This window comes from Streptomyces sp. NPDC021115 (assembly GCF_044333065.1).
Lineage (GTDB): Bacteria > Actinomycetota > Actinomycetes > Streptomycetales > Streptomycetaceae > Streptomyces.
In genome coordinates, this window is record NZ_JBIRQF010000007.1 from 93,758 (window position 1) to 106,606 (window position 12,849).

At 72.9% G+C, this 12,849-nt stretch carries 9 protein-coding genes; 2 read left to right on the plus strand and 7 right to left on the minus strand.

From position 1 onward, the window contains the following. Positions 1–236 precede the first annotated feature (236 nt). Positions 237–1,565 carry a xylan 1,4-beta-xylosidase gene (locus ACH4TL_RS22815; protein WP_398317020.1) on the plus strand — a complete coding sequence of 443 codons (1,329 nt, stop codon included), beginning with the start codon at positions 237–239 and terminating at the stop codon, positions 1,563–1,565. 17 nt (positions 1,566–1,582) lie between these two features. On the opposite strand, the gene ACH4TL_RS22820 is transcribed toward ACH4TL_RS22815, so the two are convergent. From ACH4TL_RS22820 to ACH4TL_RS22845, 6 genes are all read right to left on the minus strand, one after another. Next, entirely contained in the window at positions 1,583–5,254 is a 3,672-nt protein-coding gene (locus ACH4TL_RS22820; RefSeq protein WP_398317023.1) for a lipopolysaccharide biosynthesis protein, read from the minus strand. A 4-nt stretch (positions 5,255–5,258) separates the two neighbouring features. Beyond that, entirely contained in the window at positions 5,259–6,047 is a 789-nt protein-coding gene (locus ACH4TL_RS22825; RefSeq protein WP_398317026.1) for a polysaccharide deacetylase family protein, read from the minus strand. 145 nt (positions 6,048–6,192) lie between these two features. Then, entirely contained in the window at positions 6,193–7,299 is a 1,107-nt protein-coding gene (locus ACH4TL_RS22830; RefSeq protein ID WP_398317029.1) for a glycosyltransferase family 2 protein, read from the minus strand. Then, positions 7,296–8,108 carry a glycosyltransferase family 2 protein gene (locus tag ACH4TL_RS22835; protein ID WP_398317032.1) on the minus strand — a complete coding sequence of 271 codons (813 nt, stop codon included), beginning with the start codon at positions 8,106–8,108 and terminating at the stop codon, positions 7,296–7,298. Before ACH4TL_RS22835 ends, ACH4TL_RS22830 begins: the two co-directional genes overlap by 4 nt. A gap of 382 nt (positions 8,109–8,490) precedes the next feature. After that, positions 8,491–9,603, minus strand: a complete 1,113-nt coding sequence (locus ACH4TL_RS22840; protein ID WP_398317035.1) for a GNAT family N-acetyltransferase — start codon at positions 9,601–9,603, stop codon at positions 8,491–8,493. A gap of 3 nt (positions 9,604–9,606) precedes the next feature. Beyond that, a complete protein-coding gene (locus tag ACH4TL_RS22845; RefSeq protein ID WP_398317038.1) occupies positions 9,607–10,032 on the minus strand; it encodes a hypothetical protein in 426 nt (141 codons plus the stop codon). A gap of 397 nt (positions 10,033–10,429) precedes the next feature. On the opposite strand from ACH4TL_RS22845, the gene ACH4TL_RS22850 reads away from it, so the two are divergent. Continuing rightward, entirely contained in the window at positions 10,430–11,236 is an 807-nt protein-coding gene (locus tag ACH4TL_RS22850; protein ID WP_398317041.1) for an SGNH/GDSL hydrolase family protein, read from the plus strand. A gap of 20 nt (positions 11,237–11,256) precedes the next feature. Here the strand turns inward: ACH4TL_RS22850 and ACH4TL_RS22855 are convergent, their stop codons facing one another. Further along, positions 11,257–12,834: a serine/threonine-protein kinase gene (locus ACH4TL_RS22855; protein ID WP_398317044.1), complete on the minus strand. Its 1,578-nt coding sequence runs from the start codon at positions 12,832–12,834 to the stop codon at positions 11,257–11,259. Positions 12,835–12,849 lie beyond the last annotated feature (15 nt).

Below are 12,849 nucleotides of genomic sequence, written 5' to 3' on the forward strand. Positions count from 1 at the left end.
CGTCGGCGCACCGGGGTTTACGGCCGTTTACCGAGCTGTTCCGAAGAAGCCCACCGGAATGGGGGCGTTCAGGGATACTCTTACCCTTTGTGGGGCGTCAAGGACGGAAACGGGGCGGGGCGCGGGTGGGATCGTGGGCGGGACCGCGAGTGGGGTCGCGGACGGAATCGCGGTCCGGGTTATCCGGACCCTCGGGAGCGCGGCGGTGGCGGCTCACCGCCCCTCTCGCCATCGGCATGGCCGTGCTGGCCCTGCTGCTGACCACGTGCACCGGCTGGCCGGGTGACGACGGCGCCGGGCGTCCTGGGGCGTCGGCCTCGGCCCGGGAGCGGGCGGCGTCCGGCGGTCTCGGCTGGGGCTTCACCCACACCCAGTACAGCGCGGACCGTGGCACCGACCGGGCCAGGAAGGCCGCGGAGTCGCTGCTGTCGAGTCGTCCGATGCCGCAGAACCAGCACATCATGGGGTGGGGCGCGGGCAACCCCGAGCCGTCCCCCGGCCGCTATGACTTCGTGGACCTGGACCGGCGCGTCGCCCTGATGCGCAAGACCGGCACCGAGCCGGTGCTCACCCTGTGCTGTGCGCCCGACTGGATGAAGGGCGGCGCCGCGGGGGATACGGACTGGTCGCAGGAGGCCCTGGAGACCGCGCCGACCCCCGACCACTACGAGGACTTCGCGAAGCTCGCCGGGAAGGTCGCCGACCGCTATCCGGAGGTGCGTCACTTCATCGTCTGGAACGAGTTCAAGGGCTTCTACGACGACGCCAGGAACCGCTGGAACTACGAGGGGTACACCAAGCTCTACAACCTGGTCTACGACGAGCTGAAGAAGCGGAACCCGAAGAACCTGGTCGGCGGCCCCTATGTGGTCGCCGACAGCGACCCGCCGGGCGCAGCGGGCGGCGACGACACGGTGAGCGGTCCCTGGGGCGCGCTCGACCGCCGCTCGGTCGACGCGATCACGTACTGGAACAAGCACAAGGCGGGCGCCGACTTCGTCGTGGTCGACGGCTCCAGCTACACCCGCGCGGACGATGAGCTGATCCCGAATACGTTCGGCGCCACCCAGAAGTTCGAGGACATCACCCGCTGGCTCGACGAGACCACGAAGCTGCCGGTCTGGTGGGCCGAGTGGTACGTGGAACCGGCCGCCGACACCAGCAGACAGGGCGCCCGCGGCCGCTGGAGCGAGGCGCACCGCGTCGCCGTGCAGGCCACCGCGCTGACCCGGCTGGCCCGCGGCGGCGCCGCCACCGCCTTCTACTGGAACCCGGAGACGACGGGCGCCTCCTGCCCCGGCTGTCTGTGGCGCCCCACCGAACTGGACGACGGCGGCAGCGCGCTGCCCATGATGGAGCTGCTGAGCCGCTTCGGCCGCGAGTTCCCGCCGGGCACCCGCTTCCGCTCGGTGGACATCGCCGCCGACGACCGCCCCAACGTCCAGGTCCTCGCCGACGACGACGCGGTGCTGGTGATCAACACGCTGGGCCGGTCGATCAAGGCGAAGGTCGACGGGCGGTCGTTCGGCATGGACGCGTACGAGGTGCGCTGGCTGCGGCGCTAGCGCCATGCCGTCCTCCCTCATGACATCGTCAGGAACCGCTGCACCAGCGACCCCAGCACCATCAGCAGGAGCGGCAGCGCGAACCAGTACGACGCCTGGAGCCACCGCAGCCGCCGCACGCTCGGCCGCACCACCACCCGCACCACCTCGCGCGCCACGAGCAGCGCCATCAGCACCACCGCCGCCAGCGCGCCGATCACCGACCACGGCGTCCAGGTGATCTGCGGACCGGCCGGGCCCGGCTCCGGCTTCGGCGCCGCCGCGCGCGGCGGCGGCGTCAGCTCGTACAGCGACGCGTCCTCGTTCGACAGCACCCGGCGCAGCTCGGGGCGCTCGTCCAGGGAGCGCAGCAGCCGCTCCTGCCAGCGCGCCCCGTAACCGGAGTCCAGCTGGAGCGAGACCGACTGGCCGCGGCCCACCATCAGATACGAGCGCGACCCGGCGTCGCGCAGCGCCGTCACCAGCCCGCCCACCAGCACCGGATCGCGCGGCGCGAGGGTGGGTTCGTACGCGACCCGCTCCATGTCCCGCGCGCCCCACGGCATCGCGGGGGTGACGCTGTTGACGGGGTCGTCGCTCATCCACAGCACCCGCACGGTCGGCCTGTCGTGCGCGTAGAGGTATTCCATGGCCGCGACCTCGCCGGGCCGCACCCGCTCGAAGGACTCATTGCCCCAGCGGGCGACCAGGAAGCCGGACATCAGCGTCAGCCCCGCCACCAGGGCCGCGACCGGCGCCAACCCCCGGCGGTCAGGGCGCACCCGCGGGAAGAACGCCAGCGCCCCGAGCACACAGGCGCCCGGCAGCGCGAACATGAAGACGCGCAGCGCCATTTCTCCGCCGTAACTCTGCATGCCGAAGCCCAGGAACGGGACGAAGGTCAGCACCAGCAACGCCCGCTCGGTGAAGCCCGCCGCGCGCCGCCGCAGCACCCCCCAGCACGCGCCCGCCAGCACCCCGCCCGCCAGCGCGACCCGCACGTACAGCACCAGCTTGTGCACGCTGCTGCCGCCCTCGATCCGGCCGGAGACGGACGACGACACATTGCCGCCCACCCCGCCGACCCCGCCGAACAGCTCGTCCCAGTGGCCCGACCAGTACGGCTCCGCCAGGAAGCCGATCCACACGACCACCATCACCCCGCACAGCAGCGGCAGCCCGTACAGGTCGGAGCGCCGCACCAGGACCAGCGCGGTCACCACCCCGAGCATCACGAACGGCGTCAGCTGATGCGCCGCCACCGACGCCGCGAACAGCGCGATCAGCAGCCCCAGCAGCGCCGCGCGCTGCCCGCGCGTCGCCTCCGCCACCTCCGCCTCACCGGGGCGGCGCCTGCCGCCCAGCACCCGCGGTTCGCGGAACCACACCAGCAGCACCGCGACGAACACCAGATAGAAGAGGTACGTGAACCCCTGCGGCGAGAAGTAGTCCTGGCCCACCCAGCCGCTCAAGGCGAACAGCCACACCGCCGTCCACTTGGCCCGCCAGCTCGCCCGCAGCGCGCGCATCAGCAGCATCAGCGGGGCGAGGTAGAGCAGCTGGATGACCGTCGGCCACCAGCGCAGCAGCGCGGAGAAGTCCCGTACGCCGCACGCCTCGGCGACGAACGCGGCCCCGGCGAAGAAGCCCGGCCAGCTCCAGCGCGCGTCCAGGTCGGGCACGGCGTCGCCGGTCCGGCCGATGTAGTCCAGGAACCCCAGATGCTGCCACGCGGTCGGGAACCGCGGATGGGTCTCCAGCACGGCGGGCACGGCGTGCAGCGAGACGACGGTGGCCAGCAGGGCGACGGTGAGCAGCGCCCGGCGCTGCCGGGCGAGCGCGAGCGCACCGGCGAACGCGGCGATCAGCAGCGCCGCCCCCAGCAGCGTCGGCCCGGGCAGCACGGAGACCAGCCCGAGCCCGCTCATCCGGTCGAGGTCGGCCTCGTCCAGGCCGAACAGCGGCAGCCAGTAGAGGGCGAGACCGGCGGCCAGCACCGCCCACAGGACGGCCACGCCGGTCCGCACCGTGGTGCTGCGCGGCGGAGGCGCGCCGGGCGCGGCAGAGGCAGAAGTAGCGGAGGCAGCGGCAGCGGGCGGTGGTGCGTGGGCGGGCTGCTGGGGACCGTACCGGCTGTCCGGGCGGCGCTCGGGATGGTCGAAGTCCATGCGGACGCCCTGCGCCAGGGTGTCCGAGTCCAGCGCCGAGCGCAGGGCCCAGCGCGTGCCGTAGCGGGCGTCGTCCGCAGGGCGGGAGCGCTTGACGCGACGGTCGCCGTTCACCGCCAGATCCGCCAGATCACCGTCGGGCGCCGTGCTGCACTCCAGCGGCGGGGGAGGGCCGGGCGGCGGCGGAATCCGGGCCGCGTCCGGCGCCGGATCCGCGGGCTGCGGCTGCGCCCTGACCACCCGGTACAGCTTCACCGACGCGATCGAGGCGATCACCGCCAGGCTGGAGATCTCCGCGACCCCCGCCCCCACCAGCCCCATCCGCGGCAGCAGCAGCAACGTCAGCCCCAGCACCAGCACGCACAACAGCCCCTGGAGATACGCCAGCCCCGACGTACGGCTCTGCGCCCGCAGCACCGCGAAGTACACCTCGATGACCACCCGCAGCGCCGCGCCCACCGCGAACCAGCGCAGCAGCGGCGCGGCCGCGTCCGCGTAGCCCGCCCCGAACACTCCCAGGATCTGCGGCGCGAAGACGAACAGCCCGATACACACCGGCAGCATCAGGCGCGCCATCCGGCCCAGCGCCGCCCGGCAGTTCTCGGCGAGCCGGGCCGGATCGTGCGAACCCTCGACGGTCAGCGACGCGCCCATGTTGATGGCGAGCAGATTGACCGTGCCGCCGATGGTGGTGGTGATGTAGAAGTACGCGTTGTCGGCCGCGCTGACCTGCGAGGCGACGATGACCGGCACCGCGTACACCACGGCCAGCGAGAACAGCGACCCGGTGCAGTCCCCGGCGAGGAAGCGGCCCATCTCCCGGCACGACGCGGGCCGCGCCCGGCCCTCCGTCGCCTTCACGTGCCGCGGCACCAGCCGCCGGAAGACCAGCCAGCCCAGCGGCAGCACGGACACCGCGATGGAGACCACCCACGAGACGAACACCCCGGCGGTCGGGATCGTGGCGGCGAGCGCGACGAGCAGCAGCAGCTTCGCCGCCGAGAACACCGTGTTGCCCACCGGCACCCAGAGCGCGCTGCGCAGCCCGGTGAGCACCCCGTCCTGAAGGGTCAGCAGCGACCAGCCGACGACCGCCGCGATGAAGCCGACGCCGTGGACCGGGCCGTGCAGAAAGCGGTACGAGGGGCCCCAGAGGTTCAGCGTCAGCAGGAAGACCACGGCGGCGCACGCCACGACCACCGAACTGCCTGCGTACGTGGCGGCCACCAGCCGTCGCGTCGTCCGCCCGGCGACCGGGATGAAGCGTGCCAGTGCACCGGTCAGCGTCACCGCGGTGAGCCCCGCGAGGAGCTTCATCGCGGCGATGGCCGCCGAGCCCTGGCCGACCGCGTCCTCCGCGTAGTAGCGGGCGGCGGCCAGCCAGAAGCCGAGGCCGAGGACGGCCGAGATGCCCGTGTTGAGCATCAGCGCATAGGCGTTGCGGAACAGCTGGCTGCCGCCGCCGGGGCCGGTCGGCGGCGGCTGCTCCGTGGCGGGCCGCACCTCGGCGGCGGCCTCGACCCGGGTGGTCGTGTCGGACACGGGCTCAGCGCACCTTCCCTAGAAGCTGACGTGATCTGCGGACGAGGGCATAGCCCTTGGTGAGGGCCCGGTCCCGGGCGAAGGCGCGGCCGACGGCCCGGCCGTGGACCAGCGCGTCGAACTCCTCGATGCGGGTGGTGCGGGCGACCGTCACCCGCCGCAGCGCGTACGGGCCCTGGTGCCGGGCCGCCAGCGCGTTGCCCACCGCGAGCGACACCCCGAACCCGGCCTCCCGCACCACCTGCCGGACCCGGCGGTCGGAGTAGCCGTAGGGATACGCGAACGACACCGGCGGACGGCCCAGCTCGGCCTCGAGGATGTCCCGGCAGCGCACCGCCTCGAAGCGCAGCCGCTCGTCCCCGAGCTGGTCGAGCTGCGGGTGGGTGTGGCTGTGCCCACCGATCTCCATCCCGGCCGCGGCGAGTTCGTGCACCTGCCCCCAGTCGAGCATCAGGTCGAGCGCGCCGTCCGTCTCGTACCGGCCGCGCAGCCACCCCGTCGAGGCGAACAGGGTGGCCGCGAAGCCGTGCCGGTCGAGGACGGGGAGGGCGTGGCGGTGCACGCCCTCGTAGCCGTCGTCGAAGGTGATCAGCACCGGGCGCGCGGGCAGCGCCGGGCCCCCGCGCCAGGCCCGGGCGAGCCGCTCGCAGGTCACCGGGGTGAAGCCGGACGCGCCGAGCAGCTCCATCTGCTCGGCGAACGCCCCCGGCGAGACGGACAGCGCATGCGTCGCCCGCGCCGGTGCGTGGGCCACGGCGTGATACATCAATATCGGCACCGCCCCGGCCGTCATGGCGAGCTCCCACGGCCAGCGCCGCCCGGGCCCGAGCCGCTCCAGCCCACGGCCGTGGTCCTCCGCGGTGCGACGCCGCGCGGCTCCCCGCGCGGCGGCTGCGCCCCGCCCAGCAGGGCGCGGCGAGGGCGCCCGCGTCTTGCCGTCATGCCGCCCCCTCGTGTCCCGGCCCGGCGGGGCTGCCGTCGGCCCGGGCTCCTGGCGTCGAAGCGTCGGACCCGGAAGCACTCGGCCCCGAAGCGTCGGACGCCAAGGGGCCCGGCACCGCCGGGACCGTGAAGCCCGGGCCTGTGCCTCGGCGGGCGCGGACGGTGCCGATCAGGTAGCCGCCCGCCGCGGCCGACACACCGGCCACGATCGCGCCCGCGCGACCGGCCCCGCCCGCCCGGCCGAGCAGGGCGTCCCGCAGCCCGCGGGCCACGCCCGCGGGCAGCACGCGCGTGGTGTAGCGGCGCTCGGTCGCCAGCCCGGCCTGGGCCCCCACGCTGCGGGCGACCAGGGCCTTCGACAGCCCCTCGGCATACGCCCGGCCGCGGAAGTAGGCGAACCGCTCCCGCGCCGCAGGCACCTTGTGGTGGATCACCGCGCGGTCGTCGATCAGCAGCACCGCGTCCGGCCGGGCCCGGGCCAGCCGGATGCACAGCTCGGTCTCCTCACAGCCCAGCGGCCGCTTGCCGGCGTCCCGCCCGATGCCGCTGGCGAACCCGCCCACCGCGTCGAACGCCTCCCTGCGGAACGAGGCGTTCCCGCCGAGTACGTTGCGCACCCGGACCCGGCCGGGCGGCAGCCCCCGGTACGTACACCCCACGACCCAGTCGAACTCCTCCGGGAACCAGGCCGGGCGGCGCCGGGACGCCCACACCGGTTCGGTGCGCCCGCCGACCGCCAGCACCCGCGGATCGGCGTACGCGGCGGCGAAGTGGCGCAGCCAGTCCCGCTCGGCGACCGCGTCGTCGTCGAGGAACGCGATCACCTCGCCGGAGGACGCGGCGATGCCGGTGTTGCGGCCCGCGGACAGGCCGCGGGGGCCCGCGTTGGCGAGCACCCGCACCCCCTCCCCGCCCGCGTCCCCGTAGTGGTCCCGGAGCCGCCGCAGCAGCGCCGGGTTGTGGTCCACCACGAGCAGCGTCTCCTCGGCGGGACGCGACTGGTCGCGCACCGAGGACACCGCGGCGAGGATGTCGTCCCAGCGGTCCTCGGTGAAGACGCAGATCACCACCGAGATCCGCGGCTGCGGCCGGTCGAGGGTCAAGACACCTCCCCTCGGACCGCCGCGGGCGCCACGGCCGGGCGGCGGGGCCGCCGGACGCCGCGCTCGCGCAGGATCACCCTGAGCACCCGCAGCCCGTCGCGGACGGCTCGCAGATTGCTGGCGCCGTGGATGCGCTCGTACTCATGGCTGGGGATCTCCTGGACCCGCAGCCCGGCCTTGACCACCCGGATGTTCATCAGCGTCTCGACCTCGAACCCGGCGCAGTCCAGCGCGATCTCGTCCAGGCAGCGGCGCCAGAAGGCGTTGTAGCCGTAGCAGAGATCGGTGTAGCGGGCGCCGAACTTGCGGTTGACGATGGTGGTGAGCGCGCGGTTGCCGAGCTTGCGGATCGGCGTCATGTCGTCCGTGCCGCCCCCGTTGGCGAAGCGCGACCCCTTCGCGAAGTCGGCGCCCGACACCAGCGCGGAGACGTAGCTGACGATCTCGGACCCGTCGGCGGAGCCGTCCGCGTCCACCATCACCACGATTTCGCCGGTGCAGGCGGCGAATCCGGCGATGAGCGCGTTTCCCTTGCCCTTGCCGCGCTGCGGCACCACCTTCACGTCCGGCCACAGTTCACGGGCCACCCGGACCGTGTCGTCCGTGGAATTGCCGTCCACCAGGACGACTTCCTGAATCCAGCCCGGAAGGGTCTTGAAGACATAGGGAAGATTCTCGGCCTCGTTCATCGCCGGAATCACGACGCTCACCGGCGGCGCGATCGCGAGATGCGAGGAGATGGGCCGGTATCGCGATGATCCGGCCGCCAGTGCGATATCGGACGTGGCCGGTCGCACAAAAGAACTCATGACGATGGTTCCCTCTCGTCCGGTGGACCACCGCCCCCGCGGTGATCCCTTGGTGTATCCGGTTCGAAAGGGGGGTTCTCATCCGCCCGTGACGGCATGACCGCATGACGGCAAGACTCGCGTGCACGCCACGCACGTCATGCACGCCGTGCAGGACGGACGAGCTGGCTGTTACTGGCCTCGCGGCCCGCGCCCCGGTGCCTCCTCACAACAGGCAGGAAAACCGGACGCGGCACCCCCCTACCGCGCCCCGCACGGAATCCATCGCGGCGCTCGAGCCCTCCCCTTGAGCCGCGTTGAATGATGGTCCGCTGCGGGTTGAGTAACGATGCTATTCATCCTGGTGACTCTGTGGCGACACCTCTCTCCGTCATGTCGGCCGTCATTTCTGGTCCCGTATCTTCCCGGCGGCCCGCACACTCCCCATGCGTTTCAGCAGCCGGTCGGCCGGACCGAAAAGCTCCGGCCGGGAAAGCACCGTGTTGCGCAGCGCCCGCACCGGCGCGCGCCGTGCCCGATGCCCCAGCGCCACTGGATGGCGGCGCATCACCCACCCCTCCGACACGCTGAGATCGCGTGTCTTCAGGGAGTCCTTGTAGTCCTTCTCACCGCGCCCGAGATCCAGATAGCCCACACCTTCGGCGGCGGCTCCCTCCGCCATCCGCAGATGCAGCACCAGACCGGGCGAGAATTTGGCGAAGTCCGTGTCGTACGCGGGGAACCAGCACGCCATGACGCGCTGCGAACGCAGCCCGAAGTGCGCGGCGACCGGGCGGCCGCCCGCGTACAGCACGGACAGCAGTCCCGCGAAGGAATCCCCCCTGGTGTGGAACAGCTGCCGCACCAGCCGGATGATCCACGGATGCGCGAAGCGGTCGCTCCGCCCGGTCCTGCGGTACTGCGCGGACTTCCACCCCATCAGCGTGCGCAGCACGGCCGGATCGCGCTCGTCGTGTACATAGGACACCTCGCCGATATCGCGGCCCAGCTTGCGTTCCTTGGCCAGCGTCGTCCGGGTGAACTTCGGCGAGCGGGCGCGCAGATGGGCGAGATACGCCTCGTAACCGCCCTCCACGTCGATCACGGGGGAGTCGTACGCACCCCGGGCCGCCACCTCGAACGGCTTCTGGCCCTCCACCAGATGGTCGAACTCCCACACCGCGAGACCGCATGCCCGTAACAGCTCGCGCGCCTCCCACTGGAACCCCGGCCGGTGCACCAGCCCCTGTGCGTCCGACAGCCCGAGGCCGATGGCCCGGCCCACCCCGAACGGGGTCCGCTGGAACGGGAAGAAGGCCACCGGCTCGCCCTCCTCGCGCACCACCGCGATCCGCACCCCGGGGCGGCAGCGGCCGAGCGCGAGGGCGAACTCGGGGGAGAGGAAGGGGTTCGCCATCTGGGGCGCGCCGTGCAGATGCGCGCGGGCCTGGAGGTCCGTCCAGACCGCCCGGTCCGCGGCGGTCAGCTCGCCCGGCCGGTGCACACGGATATCCACCGGTCAGCAGCCCCCACCGGGGTGCGGCTCGGCGCGCTCCCGGCCGGGGGCGCCCCTGCCGGTGCGCCGGGCCCGCGGGAGGAGTGCCGGGGACAGGATCAGCAGGCTCAGCACGCCCACCGCGGCCACTCCGCCGCGCACCGACCAGATGTGCAGCGCGAGCATGGTCTGCGCGACCAGCAGATCGAGGGCGAGCGCGCCCGCCACCCCCAGCACGGTTCGGGCCGCCGCGTCGAGCCCGCGCAGGGCGCTGCCCAGCGCCGCGGCGGGCGCCACCACCAGGAAGAACAGGGTGAACGGCGCGCGCAGCGGTGAGTCGAAGTCCGCGAGCGCGAGCGCCGCGCCGGTGGCCGCGATGCCGACGGCCGCCCCCGCGGCCACCGGCAGCAGTTCGGCGCGTGCCGATCTCTTGTCGGTGTTCGTCTGCATGGAATGAATTGGCTGCATTGGCTGCATTGGCGACTTTGCCCCCCGAAGCGCCGGATGCCGGGCTTCAATGTCGCGCAGTGCGCCAAGGCCCGTCAAGACGGGAAAGGAGCGCGAAGAAGCCAGGCGAGAGCGCGTGGTCGAGCGCCCGCCAAGGGTTTTACGCACCGTGCGCGCCTGGCGCGCGCCGGGGATTGCGTGCAGGATTCACCCTTTTGAGTGATCGAAAGATTTTGGCCACTTTCGCGCATAGATCATGATTTTCGGCGGCATGACATAGCCATGTCATGGCGCCGAAATATACACGGTGGCGTGATTGACGGTTTCGAACGTGATTGCCCTGTTTCGGGGTGATCGCGCCTCACATCGACACAGGAGTGATCCTGCTAGGGAGATTCGAATGAAACTGTCCAGACTCACGGCGGCCTTAGGCGCGTTCGCCGTCGGCACCGTCCTCGCCCTCACCGGGGCCGGTGCCGCCCAGGCCGCCGAACAGAGCGCGGGCCCCGCCTATGTGGCGCTCGGCGACTCCTACTCGGCCGGAGTCGGCTCGGGCAGCTACGACAGCGCCAGCGGCTCCTGCAAGCGCAGCACCAAGGCGTACCCCGCGCTCTGGGCCGCCGCCCACGCCCCCTCCAGCTTCGCCTTCACCGCCTGCTCGGGCGCCAAGACCGGCGATGTGCTCAGCGGTCAGCTCGGGCCGCTCAACTCGGCCACCGGCCTCGTCAGCATCAGCATCGGCGGCAACGACGCCGGGTTCGCCAGCGTCATGACCACCTGCGCCCTCCAGGGCGAGAGCGCCTGCCTCACCGCCGTCGCCAACGCCCGTACGTACGCCGAAGGCACCCTGCCCGGCAAGCTCGACCAGGTGTACGACGCCATCAGCGCCAAGGCCCCGTCCGCCCATGTCGTCGTCCTCGGCTACCCGCGCTTCTACAAGCTGAACGGCTCCTGTCTCCTGGGCATCAGCGAAGCCTCGCGCGCCGCCATCAACAACGCCGCCGACCTCCTCAACTCCGTCACCGCCAAGCGCGCCGCCGACCACGGCTTCTCCTTCGGCGACGTCACCACGACCTTCACCGGCCACGAGATCTGCTCCGGCAACGCCTGGCTGAACAGCGTCACCTTCCCCATCGAGGAGTCCTACCACCCGACCGCCGCCGGTCAGTCCGGTGGCTACCTCCCGGTGTTCACCTCGGCTGCCTGATCCCTCAGCTGCTCGACCTCTCAGCTGCTTGATCCGGAGGAGGCCCCGTCCGGCGGGGCCTCCTCGCACGTCGTGGCGAAGTCGACGCGCGAGGACGTGACGGGCGTGACGGACCTGGCCCCCTCCGCGCCCCTCGCCTCCACGGCGATCCAGTCCTTGTGGCGGCCACCCGCCTGATACGACGGCTCGGTGTGGCGCACCGTCCGCGCCGTACCGCCCCTGCCGAAGCGGGCCGACTTCCAGCCGCCGTCCGACACCCGGCCGCTGCCGGTGATCCAGCGGTACCGGACCGTCGCGGGCGCGTGGTCCACGGAGAGGTCCGCGCTGAAGGACGGCGCCTGGTCGGGCGGGGGCGGGCAGGCGCCCTCGTAGCCGTCGCGCTCGGCCTTGATGACGACCGTGATGGTGAGCGCGGGGGAGGTGGTCGCGGGGCGGGTGGTGTCCTTCGTGGCGTCCGTATGGTGCGTACCGCTCGCCGTCGTGGCGGTGCCGACCGTCGTACCGCCGCCGGTGCCGCCGCTCTTGTCGTCCTGGCCGCCGTTGTGCAACAGCGCCCAGGTGAGCCCGCCCAGCGCCAGTACGCCCAGCAGCGCCCCGGCCACGATCGCGGCCATCGCCGCCCGGGGATGCGCCGGTGAGGGCCGGTCGTCCGCGGGAGCAGGGCCGGTCGTGGCCGAACGGCCACCCGGTGGCACCGCCGCCAGGCGCCGCGGGGGAGGCGAGGCGGGCACGTCCGGCCGTGACGGTACGTCGCAGGGCGTGCCGCCCGCGGCCACCAGCCGCAGCAGCCGCTCCGCCTCCGCCGCGGACGTCCGCCACCGCGGATCCTTGTGCAGCAGCCCCTCCAGTACGGGCCTCAGCGGCCCGGCCCAGCGGGGCGGCGGTAACGCCGCGTCCACCACGGCCCGTAACGTCGACAGCGGCGTGTCCTGCCGGAACGGCGAGAAGCCCTCCACCGCCGCGTACAGCATCACGCCCAGCGACCACAGGTCGGCCTCCGGGCCCGGCGGCTGCCCGAGCGCCCGTTCCGGGGCGAGGAATTCGGGCGAGCCGACCAGCTCCCCGGTCAGCGTCAGCGCCGCGTCGCCCTCCACCACGGCGATCCCGAAGTCCGTGAGCACCACATGGCCGTCGTTGGCGAGCAGGACGTTCCCGGGCTTGACGTCCCGGTGCAGCACGCCCACCCCGTGCGCCGCCCGCAGCGCCGCCAGCACTTCGGCGCCGACGGACGCGGCCCGCGCGGGCGGCACCGAACCCTCCGCCTCCAGTACGTCCGCGAAGGACAGCCCGCGCACCAGCTCCATGACGATCCACGGGCGGCCGCCCGCCATCGCCACGTCGTACACCGTGACCACATTGCGGTGCGAGACCCGCGCCGCCGCCCGGCCCTCCCGCTCCAGCCGGGCGTACAGCCGGTCGATGTCACGGCCGCCGAGCCCGGCCGGGGCCCGCACCTCCTTGATGGCGACTTCGCGGCCCAGCGCCTCGTCGTACGCCCGCCACACCACGCCCATGCCGCCGCGGCCCAGCTCGCCGAGGAGGCGGTAACGCCCCCCGGTCAGCTGCTCGCCCTGTCGGCCGAAACCCTCTTCGCTCATGGCCGAGCCCTCCCC